Annotated in this window: 17 protein-coding genes; 7 read left to right on the forward strand and 10 right to left on the reverse strand. The window is 62.7% G+C overall.

The window, feature by feature from the left end; translation table 11 throughout:
• The first annotated feature begins 138 nt into the window (after nucleotides 1–138).
• The 4 genes from F8N82_RS25960 to F8N82_RS25975 are packed head-to-tail and all read left to right on the forward strand — an operon-like array spanning nucleotide 139 to nucleotide 4,239.
• Entirely contained in the window at nucleotides 139–1,233 is a 1,095-nt protein-coding gene (locus F8N82_RS25960; RefSeq protein WP_038998153.1) for a polyamine ABC transporter substrate-binding protein, read from the forward strand.
• Between the two features lie 59 nt (nucleotides 1,234–1,292).
• Nucleotides 1,293–2,435, forward strand: a complete 1,143-nt coding sequence (locus tag F8N82_RS25965) for an ABC transporter ATP-binding protein (protein WP_038998154.1) — start codon at nucleotides 1,293–1,295, stop codon at nucleotides 2,433–2,435.
• Nucleotides 2,432–3,352: an ABC transporter permease subunit gene (locus tag F8N82_RS25970; protein ID WP_038998155.1), complete on the forward strand. Its 921-nt coding sequence runs from the start codon at nucleotides 2,432–2,434 to the stop codon at nucleotides 3,350–3,352. The genes F8N82_RS25965 and F8N82_RS25970 overlap by 4 nt, the downstream gene beginning before the upstream one ends.
• Nucleotides 3,349–4,239: an ABC transporter permease subunit gene (locus tag F8N82_RS25975; protein ID WP_010221198.1), complete on the forward strand. Its 891-nt coding sequence runs from the start codon at nucleotides 3,349–3,351 to the stop codon at nucleotides 4,237–4,239. Before F8N82_RS25970 ends, F8N82_RS25975 begins: the two co-directional genes overlap by 4 nt.
• A gap of 69 nt (nucleotides 4,240–4,308) precedes the next feature.
• Here F8N82_RS25975 and F8N82_RS25980 read toward each other — a convergent pair whose 3' ends face one another.
• Nucleotides 4,309–5,505, reverse strand: coding sequence for an AAA family ATPase (locus tag F8N82_RS25980; RefSeq protein WP_038998156.1), 1,197 nt, complete (start codon nucleotides 5,503–5,505; stop codon nucleotides 4,309–4,311).
• A 144-nt stretch (nucleotides 5,506–5,649) separates the two neighbouring features.
• Between F8N82_RS25980 and F8N82_RS25985 the strand changes: the two genes are divergently transcribed.
• Genes F8N82_RS25985 through F8N82_RS25995 form a run of 3 tightly spaced genes read left to right on the forward strand, consistent with a single transcriptional unit; the run spans nucleotide 5,650 to nucleotide 10,855 of the window.
• A complete protein-coding gene (locus F8N82_RS25985) occupies nucleotides 5,650–6,741 on the forward strand; it encodes an efflux RND transporter periplasmic adaptor subunit (RefSeq protein ID WP_038998157.1) in 1,092 nt (363 codons plus the stop codon).
• Nucleotides 6,738–7,808 carry an efflux RND transporter periplasmic adaptor subunit gene (locus F8N82_RS25990; RefSeq protein WP_038998158.1) on the forward strand — a complete coding sequence of 357 codons (1,071 nt, stop codon included), beginning with the start codon at nucleotides 6,738–6,740 and terminating at the stop codon, nucleotides 7,806–7,808. The genes F8N82_RS25985 and F8N82_RS25990 overlap by 4 nt, the downstream gene beginning before the upstream one ends.
• Nucleotides 7,805–10,855 (forward strand): efflux RND transporter permease subunit, encoded by a 3,051-nt coding sequence (locus tag F8N82_RS25995; protein ID WP_038998159.1) that lies wholly within the window; start codon nucleotides 7,805–7,807, stop codon nucleotides 10,853–10,855. Before F8N82_RS25990 ends, F8N82_RS25995 begins: the two co-directional genes overlap by 4 nt.
• Nucleotides 10,856–10,857: 2 nt before the next feature.
• On the opposite strand, the gene F8N82_RS26000 is transcribed toward F8N82_RS25995, so the two are convergent.
• The 9 genes from F8N82_RS26000 to tcyJ form a co-directional block, all read right to left on the reverse strand.
• Nucleotides 10,858–11,502: a methionine ABC transporter permease gene (locus F8N82_RS26000; RefSeq protein WP_036994912.1), complete on the reverse strand. Its 645-nt coding sequence runs from the start codon at nucleotides 11,500–11,502 to the stop codon at nucleotides 10,858–10,860.
• Nucleotides 11,492–12,622 (reverse strand): methionine ABC transporter ATP-binding protein, encoded by a 1,131-nt coding sequence (locus F8N82_RS26005; protein WP_038998160.1) that lies wholly within the window; start codon nucleotides 12,620–12,622, stop codon nucleotides 11,492–11,494. Before F8N82_RS26005 ends, F8N82_RS26000 begins: the two co-directional genes overlap by 11 nt.
• Nucleotide 12,623: 1 nt before the next feature.
• Nucleotides 12,624–13,427, reverse strand: coding sequence for a MetQ/NlpA family ABC transporter substrate-binding protein (locus tag F8N82_RS26010; RefSeq protein ID WP_038998161.1), 804 nt, complete (start codon nucleotides 13,425–13,427; stop codon nucleotides 12,624–12,626).
• Entirely contained in the window at nucleotides 13,420–14,811 is a 1,392-nt protein-coding gene (locus F8N82_RS26015; RefSeq protein ID WP_038998162.1) for an LLM class flavin-dependent oxidoreductase, read from the reverse strand. Before F8N82_RS26015 ends, F8N82_RS26010 begins: the two co-directional genes overlap by 8 nt.
• Nucleotides 14,811–16,016, reverse strand: a complete 1,206-nt coding sequence (locus F8N82_RS26020; RefSeq protein WP_038998163.1) for an SfnB family sulfur acquisition oxidoreductase — start codon at nucleotides 16,014–16,016, stop codon at nucleotides 14,811–14,813. The genes F8N82_RS26015 and F8N82_RS26020 overlap by 1 nt, the downstream gene beginning before the upstream one ends.
• 22 nt (nucleotides 16,017–16,038) lie before the next feature.
• Nucleotides 16,039–17,280, reverse strand: coding sequence for an SfnB family sulfur acquisition oxidoreductase (locus tag F8N82_RS26025; RefSeq protein WP_038998164.1), 1,242 nt, complete (start codon nucleotides 17,278–17,280; stop codon nucleotides 16,039–16,041).
• Nucleotides 17,281–17,557: 277 nt separating this feature from the next.
• A complete protein-coding gene (gene tcyN, locus F8N82_RS26030) occupies nucleotides 17,558–18,319 on the reverse strand; it encodes an L-cystine ABC transporter ATP-binding protein TcyN (RefSeq protein WP_038998165.1) in 762 nt (253 codons plus the stop codon).
• A 3-nt stretch (nucleotides 18,320–18,322) separates the two neighbouring features.
• Entirely contained in the window at nucleotides 18,323–18,988 is a 666-nt protein-coding gene (gene tcyL / locus F8N82_RS26035) for a cystine ABC transporter permease (protein WP_038998166.1), read from the reverse strand.
• Nucleotides 18,988–19,788 carry a cystine ABC transporter substrate-binding protein gene (gene tcyJ, locus F8N82_RS26040; RefSeq protein WP_038998168.1) on the reverse strand — a complete coding sequence of 267 codons (801 nt, stop codon included), beginning with the start codon at nucleotides 19,786–19,788 and terminating at the stop codon, nucleotides 18,988–18,990. Before tcyJ ends, tcyL begins: the two co-directional genes overlap by 1 nt.
• Between the last annotated feature and the right edge of the window lie 101 nt (nucleotides 19,789–19,889).

Raw genomic sequence — 19,889 nt, forward strand, 5'->3', positions numbered from 1 at the left:
GTAAATCCCGCCCAGGGAGCATGAAAGCACAAATTTTTTTTGCGGCATGAGTGCATCGAAGGTAAGTTGCGCGCCGGTTTGGTTATCCGGCAGGTATTTCTGTCGTTTGCCACGGGCACATTTGTGAGGACCTCCCACTTGTCTATTTCTGTATTTCGCAAGGCCATGTTGGCTGGAGCGGGTCTGACGCTGGCGATCAGCGTCCAAGCGGCGCCCACGGTGCACATTTATAACTGGTCCGACTACATCGGTCAGACCACCCTCGCGGATTTCGAAAAAGCCACTGGCATCAAGCCGGTGCAGGATGTCTTCGATTCCAACGAAACCCTGGAAGGCAAGCTGCTGGCCGGTCGTACCGGCTATGACGTGGTGGTGCCGTCCAATCATTTTCTCGGCAAGCAGATCAAGGCGGGCGCGTTCCAGAAGCTCGACAAGGCGCTGCTGCCCCACTACGCAAACCTCGACCCGGCGCTGATGAAGCGCCTGGAAAAGAACGATCCGGGCAACCAGTACGCCGTCCCCTACCTGTGGGGCACCAATGGCATCGGCTACAACGTCGAGAAGGTCAAGGCGGCGCTGGGTACCGACAAGATCGATTCCTGGGCCATGCTGTTCGAGCCCGAGAACATCAAGAAGCTTTCCACGTGCGGGGTCGCCTTCCTCGACTCGGCCGACGAGATGCTGCCGGCGGTGCTCAACTACATGGGGCGTGACCCCAACAGCACCAACCCCAAGGACTACGCCGACGCCGAGAAGAAGCTATTGGCCGTGCGTCCTTACGTGACCTACTTCCATTCGTCCAAATACATCTCGGACCTGGCCAACGGCGACATCTGCGTGGCCGCCGGATTCTCCGGCGATGTATTCCAGGCCAAGTCCCGCGCCGAAGAAGCCGGCAAGGGCGTCAAGGTGGCCTACGCGATTCCCAAGGAGGGCGGCAACCTCTGGTTCGACATGCTGGCGATCCCCAAGGATTCCAAGAATGTCAAAGAGGCCCACGCCTTCATCAACTATTTGCTGCAGCCTGAGGTCATTGCCCAGGTCAGTGATTACGTCGGTTATGCCAACCCGAACCCCAAGGCTGGCGATCTGATGGACCAGAGCGTGCGAACCGACGCAGCGGTTTACCCACCGCAAGAAGTGCTGGACAAGTTGTACGTCAACTCCGAGCTACCTCCCAAGGTGCAACGGTTGATGACCCGTAGCTGGACCAAGGTCAAGTCGGGCAAGTAAAAATCCAGGGTCCGTCACGGCAGGGGCGGACGCAAAAAATCTTGTTGGGAGTTTCACAAATGGCAGTTGCCTCCGGTGCCTATAAGAAAGCCCTCGAGGGCGACCAGCAACCTAAACAGGTGCTGGTCAAAATCGACCGGGTCACGAAAAAGTTCGACGAAACGGTCGCCGTGGACGATGTGTCCCTGGAAATCAAGAAGGGCGAGATCTTCGCCCTGCTCGGTGGCTCTGGTTCGGGTAAGTCCACCTTGCTGCGCATGCTCGCCGGCTTCGAACGGCCAACCGAGGGGCGTATCTTCCTCGATGGTGTAGACATCACCGATATGCCGCCCTACGAGCGGCCGATCAACATGATGTTCCAGTCGTACGCGCTGTTCCCGCACATGACCGTGGCGCAGAACATCGCCTTCGGCCTGCAGCAGGACCGCATGCCCAAGTCGGAGATCGACGCCCGCGTGGCCGAGATGCTCAAGCTGGTGCACATGACCCAGTACGCCAAGCGCAAGCCGCACCAGCTCTCCGGTGGCCAGCGTCAGCGTGTGGCCCTGGCCCGCTCGCTGGCCAAGCGGCCAAAGCTGCTGCTGCTCGATGAGCCAATGGGCGCGCTGGACAAGAAGCTGCGTTCGCAGATGCAACTGGAGCTGGTGGAGATCATCGAACGGGTCGGCGTGACCTGTGTGATGGTGACCCACGACCAGGAAGAGGCCATGACCATGGCCCAGCGCATCGCCATCATGCACCTGGGCTGGATCGCCCAGATCGGCAGCCCGATTGACATCTATGAAACCCCGACCAGCCGCCTGGTCTGCGAGTTCATCGGTAACGTCAACCTGTTCGAAGGCGAAGTAGTCGACGACGCCGAAGGCCACGCGGTGATCGCCAGTCCCGAGCTTGAGCGCAAGATCTACGTCGGCCACGGTGTCACCACCTCGGTCGAAGACAAGCGCATCACCTACGCCTTGCGTCCGGAAAAACTGCTGGTGACCACCGCGCAGCCGACCTGCGAGCACAACTGGTCGCGCGGCAAGGTCCACGACATCGCCTACCTGGGCGGCCACTCGGTGTTCTATGTCGAGCTGCCTGGCGGCAAGATCGTCCAGTCGTTCGTCGCCAACGCCGAGCGCCAGGGCACCCGCCCGACCTGGGACGACCAGGTCTACGTCTGGTGGGAGGATGACAGCGGCGTGGTACTGCGCTCATGAACGCGCGCAAGCTCAAGCGAGCCTTCAACCGAATAAAGCCCGAGGGGCGCCACGTGGTGATCGGCGTGCCGTTCATCTGGCTGTTCCTGTTCTTCATGCTGCCGTTCTTCATCGTTCTGAAGATCAGCTTCGCTGAAGCCGACGTGGCGATCCCGCCGTACACCGAGATCTACAGCTACGTCGAAGACAAGGTGCAACTGGTGCTCAACCTGGCCAACTATGGCCTGTTGACCGAAGACGAACTGTACATCTCGGCGTACCTGGGTTCGTTGAAGATGGCCTTCGTCAGCACGCTGTTGTGCCTGCTGATCGGCTATCCGATGGCCTATGCCATTGCCAACGCGCGCAAGGAAACCCAGACGGTACTGTTGCTGCTGATCATGATGCCGACCTGGACGGCGATCCTGATCCGCGTGTATGCCTGGATGGGCATCCTCAGCAACAACGGCCTGCTCAATGCCTTCCTGATGTGGCTGGGGTTGATCGATCAGCCGTTGCAGATCCTCAACACTAACCTGGCGGTGTATATCGGCGTGGTCTATTCGTACCTGCCGTTCATGATCCTGCCGCTCTACGCCAACCTGGTGAAGCACGACCAGAGCCTGCTTGAGGCCGCCTCGGACCTGGGTTCGAGCACCTTCAACAGCTTCTGGAAGATCACCGTGCCGCTGTCGAAGAACGGCATCATCGCCGGCTGCATGCTGGTGTTTATTCCGGTAGTGGGTGAGTTCGTCATTCCTGAGCTGCTCGGCGGCCCGGAAACCCTGATGATCGGTAAAGTGCTCTGGCAAGAGTTCTTCAACAACCGTGACTGGCCGGTGGCCTCTGCCCTGGCGGTAGTGATGCTGGCGATCCTGATCGTACCGATCCTGCTCTTCAACCGTAGTCAGGCCAAAGAGATGGAGGGCAGGGCATGAAGCGTTTCAGTTTCTCCAAATTGATGTTGGTCCTGGGCCTGCTGTTCATCTACCTGCCCATGCTGATCCTGGTGATCTACTCGTTCAACGCCTCCAAGCTGGTGACGGTGTGGGGCGGCTGGTCGGTGAAGTGGTACGTCGGCCTGCTCGACAACACCCAGCTGATGGGTTCGGTCATGCGCTCGCTGGAGATCGCCTGCTACACCGCGATTGCCGCCGTGGCGCTGGGTACCCTGGCCGCCTTCGTGCTGACCCGGGTTACCCGCTTCAAGGGCCGTACCCTGTTCGGTGGCCTGGTCACCGCGCCACTGGTAATGCCCGAAGTGATCACCGGTCTGTCGCTGTTGCTGCTGTTCGTGGCCATGGCGCAGATGATCGGCTGGCCCCAGGAGCGTGGCATCGTCACCATCTGGATCGCCCACACCACCTTCTGCGCAGCCTATGTGGCGGTAGTGGTGTCGGCACGCCTGCGTGAGCTGGATCTGTCGATCGAAGAAGCGGCCATGGACCTTGGTGCACGGCCGTGGAAGGTGTTCTTCCTGATCACCATCCCGATGATCGCACCGTCGCTGGCTGCGGGCGGGATGATGTCCTTCGCCCTGTCGCTGGATGACCTGGTACTGGCCAGCTTTGTGTCCGGCCCGGGCTCGACCACCCTGCCGATGGAAGTCTTCTCTGCCGTGCGTCTGGGCGTGAAGCCGGAAATCAATGCCGTGGCCAGCCTGATCCTGCTCAGCGTGTCGCTGGTGACCTTCATGGTCTGGTACTTCAGCCGCCAGGCCGAAGAGCGTCGTCGTCGGGCGATCCAGCAGGCTATCGAGGAAAGCGCTGCCGACTCGTGGAAACAACCGGACGTGCGTCGCGCGCCGGCGCCGGTTTCGGCGTGATCTGAAACCCTTCGCGGGGCAAGCCAGCTCCTACCCATCAGTAGGAGCGGGCTTGCCCCGTGATGTGCTTCACTCCGGCCAGTGCCAGGCCGGCTCGTCCAGCATTCCCTGACCCGCCACCCGGGTCTGCCCCAGTTCCTTCTCCAGCACGATCGAATTGCAGCGCGCATCCTGTTCCAGGGCCGCTACCAGTCGCCGTGCGTGCGACACCACCCACACCTGGCAATGCTCGGTGGCACGGATGATCAAACGTGCCAGTGCCGGCAACAGATCGGGGTGCAGGCTGGTCTCCGGTTCATTCAATACCATCATGGTCGGTGCCCTGGGGCTCAGCAGGGCCGCGACCAGCAGCAGGAAGCGCAGGGTCCCGTCCGACAGTTCTGCTGCCGATAGCGGGCGCAGCAGGCCCTGCTGGTGAAACTGCAGGTTGAACAGCCCGCCAGGGACCGCATCGATGGTCAGGTGCGAGCCGGGAAAGGCGTCGCCGAGGGTGTCCCATAACGCCCGGGCATCACCGATCTCGATAATGGTCTGCAGCGCTGCTGCCAGGTCGCGGCCGTCATGGTGCAGCACGGGAGTGCGGGTTCCGAGCTGCGGGCGGCGCGCCGGTGACTCGCGATCGGTACGAAAATGATCGTAGAAGCGCCAGCCGCGGATACGTTCGCGCAAGTGCAGCACTTCCGGTGATGAACGCAGGTTGCCGACCTGGTCGTAGAGGCTGTCGTAGTCTGGCGTGTGTTGGGCCAGCACCTCCCACTGGCGCCCGTCGCGGCCGCGCACCATCGCACCCTGACGATCCACCAGCAGGCTGGCGGGGCGGTAGACAGGGCCTGCCCAGATGCATTCGCGCTTGATCTGCGGGTCGAGGGTGAAGCGCGAGGCGATTGGCAGGCTGTTTCCAGGGAGCATGAAGTGCCCGCTGGAAGCAGGCAGGCCCAAGCCGATGGCATAACCGAAATCGTCGTCGGCAAAACCCAGGCGCAAGCGCTTTGCCTCCTGGCGTGGACCACCCTCGACCGCTACCTCGCCCTGGCTCATGCGGCGGCTGATGCGTTCGGGGCCTGCCCAGAAGGTCGATTCCAGCCCACCTTCGCCGGCAAGAGCGTTGATCACCCCACCCTGGGCGGTCTCTGCCAGCAGGCGCAAGGCCTTGTACAGGTTGGACTTGCCGCTGCCGTTGGGCCCGGTGATGACATTCAGGCGCGCCAGTGGCAGCACCAGATGGTTGATCGAGCGGTAGTTGGCGACAGCCAGGGTGGTCAGCATGGCAGTGTCCGTTCAGGCAAAGAGGCCAGTATCGCCGATTCTGCGCGGTGAACGAATTGTGTATGCCGACAAGCGATCAAGGAAACCCTGATCTACGCTAACACTCGCGTCTCTATAACGAATTGGCACATGCAAGGAGCCTGCATGACGGTGTTGCGTCCTTTATCGATCGTCTGCCTGGGGGGATTGCTGGTGCTGGCGGGATGCGGCGAAAAGAAAGCCGCTGAAATCGAGCTGCCCAGAGTCGGTGTCCAACGTGTACAACCCGGTGATTTTGCCGCTTCCGTGACCCTGACCGGCGATATTCAGGCGCGGGTGCAGACCGATCTGTCGTTTCGTGTGGGCGGCAAGATCATTTCCCGCAGTGTCGATGTTGGTGACCACATCAAGGCCAACCAGGTCTTGGCCCGTCTCGACCCCAAGGACCTGCAGACCAATGTCGACTCGGCCAAGGCTGAAGTGTTCGCTGAGCAGGCGCGGGTGACCCAGAGCGCGGCAGCCTTTGTCCGGCAACAAAAGCTGTTGCCCAAGGGCTACACCAGCCAGAGCGAATACGACTCGGCCGAGGCGGCCTTGCGCAGCAGCCAGAGTGCCTTGAAGGCGGCCCAGGCGCAGTTGGCCAATGCCCGTGAGCAACTGAGCTATACCGCCCTGGTGGCCGAGGCGGACGGGGTGATCACCGAGCGCCAGGCCGAAGTCGGCCAGGTGGTCCAGGCCACGGTGCCGATCTTCAGCCTGGCGCGCGACGGCGAGCGCGATGCGGTATTCAATGTCTACGAAGCCTTGTTGGTGGCCCCAGCCACCCGTGAGGTAATCAAGATCAGCCTGGTGGATAACCCGAAAATCCAGGCCCAGGGCTATATCCGTGAAGTCACCCCGACGGTCTCGGCGCAAAGCGGCACGGTGCAGGTCAAGGTGGCGTTGAATGAGGTGCCGGCCGGCATGGAACTGGGCTCGCCGGTCACCGCCACTGGCAATGTCCAGGGCAAGCCCAGCGTCGAGCTGCCCTGGTCGGCCCTGACCAAGGACCTGCATGACCCGGCGGTGTGGCTGGTGGGCGAGGACGACAAGGTGCGCCTGCAGAAGGTCAAGGTGATGCGCTACCTGACCGGCAAAGTGGTGGTGGGCGATGGTCTCAAAGGCGGTGAAACCGTCGTGGTAACGGGCGGGCAACTGCTCAATCCGGGCATGCAGGTGGAAATCGCGCCGCTCAAGGACAGTGGGGTGGCGCAATGAAAGCAACCACGCTTGTCTTGGGCGGTGCGCTGCTGCTCGTGGGTTGCGGCAAACAAGCCAGTACGCCTGAGCCTGTACGGCCGGTGCTGTCGATCATTGCCCAGCCGCAGGTGCAGGCCAATCTCGGACGATTCGCCGGCAGCATCCAGGCCCGTTACGAAAGCACCTTGGGTTTTCGTGTGGGCGGCCGGATTGCCCGACGCTGGGTCGATGTCGGCAGTCAGGTGAAACCAGGCGATGTGCTAGCCAGCCTTGACCCCACCGACCAGCGCAACCAGTTGCGCGCCGCCGAGGGCGATCTGGCGAAGATCCAGGCGCAGTGGATCAACGCCCAGGCCAACGCCCGGCGTCAGCAGCAGTTGTTCGATCGCGGCGTGGGCGCGCAGGCTCAACTGGACATCGCCCAAACCGACCTTAAGACCACCGGAGCGTCCCTGGAGCAGGCCCGGGCGGCGGTTGACCAGGCCCGTGATCAACTGGGTTACAGCGAACTGAAGACCGATCATGGCGCCGTGGTCACCAACTGGCAGGCCGAGGCCGGGCAAACGGTGAGTGCCGGCCAGGCCGTGGTTACCCTGGCGCGGCCGGATATCAAGGAAGCGGTGATCGACCTGCCGACCAACCTGGCCGAGCAATTGAGCACGGAGCTCAAGTTTCTGGTGGCCTCGCAACTGGACCCGGACATCAATACCACGGCGACCTTGCGTGAGCTGGAGCCCCAGGCCGACGCCACCACGCGCACCCGTCGCGCTCGCCTGACCCTGGTCGATACACCGAATGCGTTCCGCCTGGGCACGGCAATCAGCGTCACCCTGACCTCGGCGGTTTCGCCACGCACCGAACTGCCGGCGTCGGCCTTATTGGAAAGCGACGGCAAGACCCGGGTATGGGTGGTCGATCCGCAGCAAAACACCGTTGCCACACGTGATGTGAAGCTGCTTGAACGTACCCCCGGCAGTGTGGTGCTGGCCTCGGGCGTGCAGCCTGGCGAGCGAGTGGTAACCGCCGGTGTGAACAGTCTCAAACCGGGCCAGAAGGTCATCGTCGACGAGGAAGACCCGCAATGAAAGGAAGCTTCAACCTGTCGGAGTGGGCGCTGAAGCACCAATCCTTTGTCTGGTACCTGATGTTCGTCGGCTTGCTGATGGGCGTGTTTTCCTACATGAACCTGGGGCGTGAGGAAGACCCTTCGTTCACCATCAAGACCATGGTCATTCAGACCCGCTGGCCGGGTGCGACCCAGGATGAAACCCTGTACCAGGTCACCGACCGCATCGAGAAGAAGCTCGAGGAGCTGGACTCGCTCGACTATGTAAAAAGCTACACCCGTCCGGGTGAGTCGACGGTCTACGTCAACCTGCGCGACACCACCAAAGCCGAGGATATTCCGCAGATCTGGTATCAGGTGCGCAAGAAGATCCAGGACATCCGCGGCCAGTTTCCCCAGGGCATTCAGGGCCCGGCCTTCAACGATGAGTTCGGTGACGTGTTCGGCTCGATCTACGCGTTTACCGCCGATGGCCTGAGCATGCGCCAGCTGCGCGACTACGTCGAACAGGTGCGCGCCGAGATCCGCGAAGTACCCAACCTGGGCAAGGTGGAGATGATCGGCACCCAGGACGAGGTGCTGTATCTGAACTTCTCGACCCGCAAGCTGGCGTCGTTCGGCATCGACCAGCGCCAGGTGCTGCAGGCCCTGCAGAGCCAGAACGCGGTCACCCCGGCCGGGGTGATCGAGGCCGGTCCAGAGCGCATTTCGGTGCGCACCACCGGCCAGTTCGCTTCGGAAAAAGACCTGGAAGCGGTCAACCTGCGGATCAACGACCGCTTCTTCCGCCTGGCGGATATCGCCGAGATCCAGCGAGGCTTTGTCGACCCACCCGCGCCGATGTTTCGCTACAACGGCCAGACTGCCATCGGCCTGGCCATCGGCATGAAGGCCGGCGGCAACATCCAGGTGTTCGGTGCCGACCTGCACAAGATGATGGACCGCGTGGTGTCCGAGCTGCCGGTGGGTGTTGGCGTGCATACGGTGTCTGACCAGGCGGTGGTGGTAGAGGAGGCCGTGGGCGGCTTTACCAGTGCACTGTTCGAGGCGGTGATCATCGTCCTGGTGGTCAGCTTCATCAGCCTCGGGGTGCGCGCCGGATTGGTGGTGGCCTGCTCGATTCCGCTGGTGCTGGCCATGGTCTTTATCTTCATGGAGTACAGCGGCATCACCATGCAGCGGATCTCCCTGGGCGCCCTGATCATTGCCCTGGGCCTGTTGGTGGACGATGCGATGATTACCGTCGAGGTCATGGTCACGCGCCTGGAAATGGGTGAGACCAAGGAGCAGGCGGCCACCTTCGCCTACACCTCGACTGCCTTTCCGATGCTCACCGGTACCCTGGTGACGGTCGCAGGCTTCGTGCCGATCGGCCTCAACGCCAGCTCGGCAGGGGAGTACACCTACACCCTGTTCGCGGTGATTGCGGCCGCCTTGCTGGTGTCCTGGGTGGTGGCCGTAGTATTTGCCCCGGTACTCGGCGTGCACATCCTCAGCACCAAGGTCAAACCGCACAACGAAGAGCCCGGGCGCATCGGCAGGGCCTTTGGCGGCAGCCTGCTGTGGTGCATGCGCCATCGCTGGCTGACCATCATCGGTACGGTGCTGCTGTTCGTCCTGGCAGTGTTCTGCATGCGTTTCGTACAGAACCAGTTCTTCCCGTCCTCCGACCGGCCAGAAATCCTCGTCGATCTCAACCTGCCGCAAAACGCCTCGATCGAGGAGACCCGCAAGGCAGTGGATCGCCTCGAGGCGACGCTCAAGGGCGACCCGGATATCGTGCGCTGGAGCACCTACATCGGTCAGGGCGCGATCCGCTTCTACCTGCCTCTCGACCAGCAGTTGCAGAACCCGTACTACGCCCAGTTGGTGATCGTCAGCAAGGGCTTCGAAGCACGCGAGGTGTTGATGCAGCGCCTGCAGAAGCGCCTGCGTGAGGACTTCGTCGGCATCGGCACCAACGTTCAGTCGCTGGAAATGGGCCCGCCGGTAGGGCGGCCGATCCAGTACCGGGTCAGCGGCAAGGACATCGACGAGGTGCGCAAGCATGCCATCGCCCTGGCAACCCTGCTGGATGCCAACGAGCATATCGGCGAGATGATTTACGACTGGAACGAACCGGGCAAGGTACTACGGGTCGAGATCGCCCAGGACAAGGCACGCCAGCTCGGCCTGTCGTCCGAGGACGTGGCCAATGTGATGAACAGTATTGTCACCGGCGCTCCGATCACCGAGGTCAATGACAACATCTACCTGATCGACGTCATTGCCCGCGCCGAAGACAGCGAACGCGGCTCGCCGCAGACCTTGCAGAACCTGCAGATCGTCACCCCCAACGGCACCTCGATCCCATTGCTGGCCTTTGCCACCGTGCGCTACGAGCTGGAGCAGCCGCTGGTGTGGCGCCGCGACCGCAAGCCGACCATCACCATCAAGGCCTCGGTGCGCGGCGAGATCCAGCCGACCGACCTGGTGGCCGAGCTCAAGCCGCAGATCGACGCGTTCGCCAGCAAGCTGCCGGTGGGTTACGGCGTGGCCACCGGCGGTACCGTGGAAGAAAGCGGCAAGGCCCAGGGCCCGATCGCCAAGGTGGTGCCGCTGATGCTGTTCATGATGGGCACCTTCCTGATGATCCAGTTGCACAGCGTGCAGAAGCTGTTCCTGGTCGCCAGCGTGGCGCCCCTGGGCTTGATCGGCGTGGTCCTGGCGCTGGTGCCGACGGGCACGCCGATGGGCTTTGTGGCGATCCTGGGGATCTTGGCGCTGATCGGCATCATCATCCGCAACTCGGTGATCCTGGTGACCCAGATCGACGAGTACGAGGCCCAGGGTTACTCACCCTGGGACGCGGTGCTGGAGGCGACCAACCACAGGCGCCGGCCGATTCTATTGACGGCGGCAGCGGCGAGCCTGGGCATGATCCCGATCGCCCGGGAGGTGTTCTGGGGGCCGATGGCCTACGCCATGATTGGCGGGATTATCGTCGCCACCTTGCTGACCCTGCTGTTTTTGCCGGCGCTGTATGTGGCCTGGTACAAGATCCGCGAACCGCAGCGTCAGCGATGAATTCAGCGCTTGTTCAAACCCTTCGCCAACCGATCTCCACCCAGCTGAATCAACGCCACCAGCACCACCAGCATGACGATCACGGTCAGCATGATCTGGCTGTCGAAGCGCTGGTAGCCGTAGCGGTAGGCAATGTCGCCCAGGCCTCCGGCGCCAATGGCGCCGGCCATGGCCGAGGAGTTGATCATGGTCACCAGGGTGATGGTAAAGCCGCCGACGATGCCCGGCAGGGCTTCGGGCAGCAGCACATGCCAGACGATGTGCCAGCGCCGGCAACCCATGGCCTGGGCCGCTTCGATCAGGCCGTGGTCGACCTCGCGCAGGCTGACTTCGGCGATGCGCGCAAAGAACGGGGTGGCGGCGATGGTCAGCGGTACCACTGCTGCCCAGACGCCATAGGTGGTGCCGACGATCAGCCGGGTAAAGGGAATCAAGGCCACCATCAGAATCAGGAACGGGATCGAACGGAACAGATTGACGAAGGCGCCGAGCACCCGGTTCAGCGTGGGGGCTTCGAAGATGCCGCCCTTGCCACTGGTGACCAGGATTACCGCCAGCGGTACGCCGGCGAGCAAGGCGATCAGCGACGAGACGCCAACCATCAGCAGGGTGTCGAGCACACCCTGGAGCAAGCGATCAAACCACATAACCCAGTACCTCCACCTGTGCAGCCCATTGCCGGGTGCGCTCAATCACCTGCTCATGGCTGTGTGGCGAGTTGGCCACCGACACCACGAGTTGCCCCAAAGCACGGCCCTGGATCGGTTCGATGCCGCCTTGCAGCAGGCTGATCCGGCCGCCCAGCAGTGAGAACAAGGCGGACAGCTCGGGCGCCTGTCTGTCTCTGCCACTGACTCGCAGGCTCAGCACCAGCGCCGCCTCCGGGCTTGCTGGCCGGGCTTGCAAGCGCGCCTGCAACGCCGCCGGCAGGGCGGGTTGCAAGGGCGCGAGCAGGGTCTTGCTGACCTCATGTTGCGGGTCGCCGAACACTTGCCAGACGGCGCCTTGCTCGACGATGCGGCCACGTTCGAGCACCACCACCCGATGGCAGATATCGCGGATCACCGCCATCTCATGGGTGATCAGCACGATGGTCAGGCCCAGGCGCTGGTTGATATCGCGCAGCAGGCCGAGGATCGACTCGGTGGTCTCCGGGTCGAGCGCCGAAGTGGCTTCGTCGCACAGCAGAATCTCCGGGTCATGCACCAGCGCCCGGGCAATGCCGACACGCTGCTTCTGGCCGCCGGACAACTGCGCCGGATAAACGTGGTGCTTCTCCTGCAGGCCGACCAGCTCCAGCAACTCGGCGACCTTGCGCTGGCGCTGGGCCTTGGGCACGCCGGCTACCTTGAGTGGCAGCTCGACGTTCTGCCAGACGGTCTTGGCCGACATCAGGTTGAAGTGCTGGAAGATCATGCCGATGCGCCGGCGCAGGCGTACCAGGCGGTCTTCGTCGTACTCGCCGATATCCACCTGGTCTATCAGCACCCGGCCGTGGCTCGGTTGCTCCAGGCGGTTGATAGTGCGGATCAGTGACGACTTGCCGGCCCCGCTGCGGCCGATGATGCCGAAGATTTCACCGTGCTGGATGTTCAGGTCGATGCCGTCCAGCGCCGGCGCCTGCTGGCCCGGATAAGTTTTGCCCAGGCCGATGAATCGTACATGGGCGTTGCCCAGCTCCGGGTGCAAGGCCCGTTGCTGGGCCTGTTGCAGGGGCGCGAAAGGCGGCTGTTGCTCCTGCGCCACGCGGGCGCTGACGGCGCTCATTTCAGCTCTCCCAGCCAGCTTGGTAGAGCTTGCCGTGGGCCTGGTCAAGGGCGGCACGCACCACCGGCGAGTGCTGGTAGATGTCGATGAACCTGGCCAGGCGTGGGTCGTCCTTGCTCTGTGGACGGATGACGAACTGGATCACGTATTCCTTGTGGTCCAGGCCGTCGAACAGCAGCGCCGAAGTGGCGTCGAAGGTCTTGGCCAGACGGATGTAGGCCGGGTAGCCCTGAACCAGGTCGGCGTCATCGTAGGCGCGCACCAGTTGCACCGCTTCAACCTGGAGGATCTTCAACTTTTTCGGGTTGGCGATGATGTCTTCTTCGGTGGCCTTGTAGCCGACGCCGGGCTTGAGGGTGATCAAGCCGGCCTTGGCCAGCAACTGCAAACCGCGGCCGCTGTTGATCGGGTCGTTGGCGATGGCAACGCTGGCGCCCTCGGGCAGCTCAGCGAAGTTTTTGTACTTTTTCGAGTACAGGCCGACGTTGTTGATGATCCCCGGGGCAAAGGGCACCAGGTCGAAACCGGCGGCGGCCTTGGCGTTTTCCAGGAACGGGATGTGCTGGAAGTAGTTCACGTCGATGTCGCCGGCCGCCAGACTGACGTTGGGGGCGATCCAGTCGCTGAATTCAATCAGCTCGACGTCCAGGCCCTGTTTCTTCGCTTCGCTGACGGCAGCTTCGAGGGGGATGGAAAAGGCGGCGGTGGTGCCGACTTTCAGGGCATCGGCAGCCTGGGCGGCACCGAACAGGCCCAAGGTCAAAGCCAGGGCTGCGACCGGGCGGGCAATAAAGGTCTTAAGCATGCTGTAGCGCTCCCGTCGGGGTCGGAGTGGTGTGGCGGTAGCTGGCGCCAGGATGGTCTGCCGGCAGGTGGGGTTGATCGCTGGCGAAGAGTTTTTCGCGCAGGCTGCCCTGTTCGTAGGCGGTCTTGTACGAGCCGCGGCGTTGCAGCTGCGGGATCACCAGATCGATGAAATCGACATAGCTTTCCGGGGTAACCGTGCGCGCCAGGTTGAAGCCGTCCAGGCCGGTTTCGGCGATCCAGCTTTCCAGTGCGTCGGCGACCTGGGTCGGCGAGCCGATCAGGGTGATGTAGCGCCCGCCCAGGGCGTGCTGTTCGAGCAGCTTGCGCCGGGTCCAGTCGTTGTTCTGCAGATTCTTGGTGGCGGACTGGATGGCGTTGCTTTTCACGTACTGGATCGGTTCGTCCAGTTCGTACTCGGAGAAGTCGATAGCGGTGGAGCTGGCGAAATGCGCGACACCGGCTTCAGGGCTGGCATAGCGCAGGTACTCGGCGTGCTTGGCCTTGGCCTGCTCTTCAGTGCGGGCGACGATCACCGTCAGGCCCATGAACACCTTGATCGCCTGCGGGTCACGCCCGGCCGCTACGGCAGCAGCGCGCACCTTGTCGACCTGGGCGCGGGTGGCAGCCTTGTTCTGGCCGCTGATGAACACGCACTCGGCATGATTGCCGGCAAAGCTCAGGCCGCGCTCGGAACTGCCGGCCTGGAACAATACCGGGGTGCGCTGTGGCGATGGTTCGCACAGGTGGTAACCCTCGACCCGGTAGAACTCGCCCTGGTGGTTGACCTTGTGCACCTTGTCCGGCTGGGCGTAGACCCGTTGCTTGCGATCGTTGAGCACCGCGTCGTCTTCCCAGCTGCCTTCCCAGAGCTTGTACAGCACTTGCAAGTACTCGTCGGCCTGGTCGTAGCGCCGGTCGTGCTCGGGCTGCTGGTCCAGGCCCATGGCCTTGGCTGCGCTGTCGAGGTAGCCGGTGACAATGTTCCAGCCGACCCGGCCACGGCTCAGGTGGTCGAGGGTAGAAAGGCGCCGGGCGAACAGGTATGGCGGCTCGTAGGTGAGGTTGGCGGTCAGGCCGAAGCCGAGGTTGCGGGTGACCGCGGCCATGGCCGAAACCAGCAGCAGCGGGTCGTTGACCGGCAGCTGGATCGACTCCTTCAACGGTACATCGACCGACTGCTGGTAGACGTCGTAGACGCCGACGATATCGGCGATGAACAGCCCGTCGAACAGCCCGCGCTCCAGCAACTGGGCAAGCTCGGTCCAGTATTCGAGGGTCTTGTACTGGCTCGAGTTGTCCCGTGGATGGGTCCACAGGCCGTGGTTGATATGGCCGACGCAGTTCATGTTGAAGGCGTTGAGGAGGATCTTTTTCTTGGCCATCAGAGGGTGCCCCGCAACGGTGGATTTTCATCGTTGAGGTAGTAATTACCGATGGCGTGGTACTTCCAGCGCACCGGGTCGTGCAAGGTGTGCACCCGGGCGTTGCGCCAGTGCCGATCCAGGCCATGCTCGGCCAGGGTCGCCTGGCTGCCGGCGAGCTCGAACAGGGTGGTGCCGGCGGCGAGGGAGATCTCGGTGCTGATCGCCCGCGCTTCGGCCACGGCAATGGAGGCAGCGGCGACGGTTTCGGCGTTCGGCTCGGCCTGGGCGCGGTCGAGGTACTCACCGGCGCGTTCGAGCAGGGCTTCGGTTGCGTGCAAGCGGATCGCCAGGTGGCCGAAGGACTTCAAGGTCAGCGGGTCTGCGCTGGCCTGCTCGACGCCGGAGTCGACCCATGGCCGGCTGCGGGTGCGCACGAAGTGCAGGGCATCTTCATAAGCGGCGCGGGCGATGCCGGTGTCGATGGCGGCGTGGAGGATTTGCGCCAGCGGGCCGACCGTGGTCGGGCGCTCGAAGGCGCTCTGGAACGGCAGCACGTCTTCGGCGGCAACCTGGACGTTATCGAACACCACCGAACCACTGCCGGTGGTGCGCTGGCCGAAGCCGCTCCAGTCGTCGATGACTTTCAGGCCGGCGCTGTCTGCCGGCACGAAAGCCAGGCGCTGAATGCCGTCTTCATCGACGACCGAGGTCGGAATGCGCTGGGCATAGATCGCGCCCGTGGCGTAGAACTTGCGGCCATTGATGCGGTAAGCGTCGCCATCTCGGCTGAGGGCAGTGGTGCGGTCGTGAGCGGTCTTGGTGCCGAGCTCGGCCAGGGCATTGCCGAAGCGCTTGCCGGCCAGTACTTCGGCGTACAGGCGCTGCTGTTGCTGCGGGCTGCCGTTGACCCGCAGCACTTCCAGGGCATAGAAATGGTTCTGCGGAATCTGCCCCAGCGAGGCGTCGGCCTGGGCGATGCGGGCGATGACCTTGGCCAATGTGACGTTCGACACGCCAGCACCGCCATAGGCCTTGGGCACGCTGATGCCCCACAGGCCGGAGTGCGAGAACAGTTCGAGTTCAGGGTGTGGCAGACGTCGCTCACGATCGCGCAGGGCGCTGTCGCGGCGCAGTTGGCCGGCGATTTCCTCGGCGACTTGCAAGGCCTGGGCGTCAGTGTGGATGACCGCGACGTTGGCGTGCGGTTGCGGCAAAAGGCTCATAAACAGGGCTCCAGTGGTCTGGTCAAATCCAGGAGTGCCGGGCAGGCAAGGTACCGTTGAGGTGATAGGCGCCGACGGCGTGGTATTTCCAGCGCACCGGGTCGTGCAGGGTGTGCACGCGGGCATTGCGCCAGTGCCGGTCGAGGTTGAACTCGGCCAGGGTGGCGCGGCTGCCGGAGAGCTCGAAGAGTTTCTCGCCGGCCAGCAGCGAAATCTCGGTGGTCAGCACCTTGGCTTCGGCCACTGCAATCGAGGCACGGGCGGCCGCGGCGGCGTCGACCGGCGCGGCGTTGACTTCGTCGAGCACCCGCGCAGCCTTGCCCAGCAGTGCCTGGGCAGCATGCAATTCAAGCTGCAGGCGACCGACGTCGGCGATCACGTAGAGATCGTCGCTGGCGCGATCGACCTTGGCGTCGATCCATGGCCGGGCTTTGTCGCGGACAAAGGCGATGGTGTCGGCAATCGCCGCTTCGGCGATACCGGCATCGATGGCGGCCTGAATCAGCTGCGAAGCGGCGCCCTGGATGTTGGGCACTTCGCCTTGTTTCCAGGTGTCGATCACCAGCTCCGCATCGACCTGTACCTTGTCCAGCAGCACGGTGCCGCTGGCGGTGGTGCGCTGGCCGAAACCGGACCAGTCGTCGACGATGCGCAAACCCGGTGTGCCACGGCGGACGAAAGCCATGACCTGACGGCCGTCATCGTTCAGTGCCTTGACGGCCACCCAATGGGCAAACAGGGCACCGGTGGAATAGAACTTCTGGCCGCTGAGCACATAGTGATCGCCCTCGCGGGTGATCCGCGCCTTGAGGTCCAGGGTGTGCTTGGTACCGCGTTCCGGCCCGGCGTTGCCGATGCGCCAGCCGTCGAGCACCGACTTGAACAGCAACTCTTTCTGCCGCTCGCTGGCGGTGCCTTTGAGCAGTTGCAGGATGCCGAACTGGTTTTGCGGGATCTGCCCCAGTGCCGGGTCGGCGGTGCTGATGATGCGAAATATCTCGGCGATGGTGACAAACGACACCTGCGCGCCGCCAAACGCCCGGGGGATGCTGATGCTGCCCAGGCCGCTGCGGGTGAACTGTTCGATTTCTGCCCAGGGCAGTTTGCGTTGCTGGTCGCGTTTGGCCGCCTGGGTGCGTGCTACCGCAGCCAGCTCATGGGCCGCCTGAAGGGCTTGTGCGTCGTTGCTCAGGACCTTGGCCGGCAACAACAGCGGGGCGCTGTCCAGGTCGCTGTGGACTGAGGTTTCTGCCAGATTGGACATCAGTACCGCTCCTTGGCTGCACTCAATGCCCTGGCGTTACGCACTGGGGTGATTGTGTTCCTGACCATACCTACCTCACGAATTGAAAACGTCGGCGCGGGGTGCGGCGACAAAATTGCGCTGGTCCGGTGGTCCGGTGCATATACCCTAATAGTGTATAAAAATTAAATAAACTAACTTTTAGGAATAAATATAGAAGTACTTGGCGGTCGCCGGATGAACGCCTGCCGGGGCAGGGCAGGCGCTGTCAGAGGGGAGGGAAAAGGCAGGGGAAAACTCAGTAGCCGGTGTTCTGCGTGCCGAGGAATTTGCTCAGGAACTGGCGGGTGCGCTCTTCTTTGGGCTGGGCAAATAGTGCCTTGGCTTCGCCCTGTTCGACGATCACGCCCTTGTCGAAGAAGATCACTCGATTGGCCACATCACGGGCAAAACTCATCTCGTGGGTGACGATGATCATGGTGCGCTTTTCTTCAGCCAGGCCGCGAATGGTCGCCAGCACTTCGCCGACCAGCTCGGGGTCGAGCGCCGAGGTGGGTTCGTCGAAGAGGATCACCTCCGGCTCCATGGCCAGGGCCCGGGCTATCGCTACCCGCTGCTGTTGACCACCGGAGAGCTTGCGTGGGTAGGAGGATTCCTTGCCAGCCAGGCCGACCTTGGCCAGCAGCTTCATGCCCAGGGCCACGGCCTGTTCGCGTGGGGTCTTCTTGACCACCAGCGGGCCTTCGATGACGTTCTCCAGCGCCGTGCGATGGGGGAACAGGTTGAAGTTCTGGAAGACGAAGCCGACCTCCTGGCGCAACTGGCGGATCAGTCCGCTTTGCTGGCTCAGCGGGCGGTTGGCGTCGATCTCTACCTTGCCGACCTTGATGCGTCCGCTGCTGGGAGTTTCCAGCAGGTTCAGGCAGCGCAGGAAGGTGGTCTTGCCGGAGCCGCTGGGGCCGATGATGGCGATCACCTCGCCGGCCTCGACCTTGAGGCTGATGTCATCGAGCACGGTCTGGCCGTTGAACTGCTTGCTCAGTCGTAGTACCTCGATCATGCCTCAGGACTCCTGGTCGTGTCGGTTGACCCGCGCTTCCAGGCGGTTCTGCAGGTGTGCGAGAACGCTGGCCAGCACCCAGTAGATCAGTGCGGCGGCAAGGTACATGGTGAAGATTTCGAAGGTGCGTGCGGTAATCAGCTGCGCCTGGCGGAACAGCTCCGGCACCTGGATGGTGGCGGCCAGGGCAGTGTCCTTGACCAGCGAGATGAAGCTGTTGCCCAGGGGCGGCAAGGCGGTACGCGCCGCTTGCGGAAGGATCGCCCGGCGCATGGCCTGGCCACGGGTCATGCCGATGCTGGCGGCAGCCTCCCATTGGCCGCGGTCGATGGAACTGATCGCGGCACGCAGGATTTCACAGGCATAGGCGGCCATATTCAGCGAGAAGCCGATCAGCGCTGCTGGCAGCGGGTCGAGTTCGATGCCCAGCTGCGGCAGGCCGTAGTAGATCATGAACAGCTGTACCAGCAGCGGCGTTCCGCGAAAGAACGAGACGTAGACCCGCGCCGTCCAGCTCAGCAGCTTGAGTGGCGACAGGCGCATCAGCGCCAGGGCAAAGCCCAGCAACAGGCCAAAGAACATCCCGCCGAGGCTGAGGATTACCGTGTAGTACGCGCCCTTGAGCAGGAAGGGCGCGGACTCTATTGCGAGCTGGAAAGCTGCTTCCATTATTGAGTGACGTCAGCGTTGAAGTACTTTTCCGAAAGCTTTTTCAGCGTGCCGTCGGCGCGCAGCTTGTCGAGGGCCTTGTTCACTGCGGCCAGCAGCTCAGGCTCGCCTTTGCGCAGGGCGATACCGGCTTCCTGACGGGAGAATGCGTCACCGGCGGCGGTGGTGTCCTTGGCTTTCTTGGCGTATTCCAGGGCGGCCAGACGGTCGATCAGGATCGCGTCGATACGACCGACGCGCAGGTCCTGGAACTTGGTCGGATCGTCTTCGTAAGTGCGCACGTCAGCGGTCGGCACATTGGCTTTGACCCACTGTTCATAGTTGGTGCCAAGGCCCACGCCGACTTTCTTGCCACCCAGATCGGCAGCGGACTTGATGTTCAGCTCGGCGGCCTTTTTCGTCAGCACCAGTGCCTGAATTCCGGAAACGGTATAGGGCTCTGAGAAGTCGTACTTCTTCTTGCGCTCTTCGGAGATGGTCACCTGGTTGACCACCGCGTCCAGGCGCTTGGACTCAAGGGCTGCGAGGATGCCGTCCCACTTGGTCGGTTGCAGCTTGACCTTGACCCCGAGCTCCTTGGCCAGGGCCTCGGAGAGTTCCACTTCGAAGCCGGCCAGTTTGCCGTCGGCATCGACGAAGCTGAACGGTGGATAGGTGCCTTCAAGGCCGACGTTGATTACGCCCTTGTCCTTGATCTGCTGCAGTTGCTCACCCGCTACAACCTGACCGAGCAGGCTGGCCCCGAGCAGCAGGCCCAGACCGGCGGCGACTGCCTGTTTACCGAAAGCGGAAATCTTCATGGTTAGCCCCAGTGTTGTTGTGAGTGTGGCGCTGACTATAGGGTGACGCTTTTAGTCTTAAAAATAATATAAATTCATGTTCTTATATTATTTTCAAATAA

The organism is Pseudomonas fluorescens (genome assembly GCF_902497775.2).
GTDB classification, from domain to species: Bacteria; Pseudomonadota; Gammaproteobacteria; order Pseudomonadales; family Pseudomonadaceae; genus Aquipseudomonas; species Aquipseudomonas putida_F.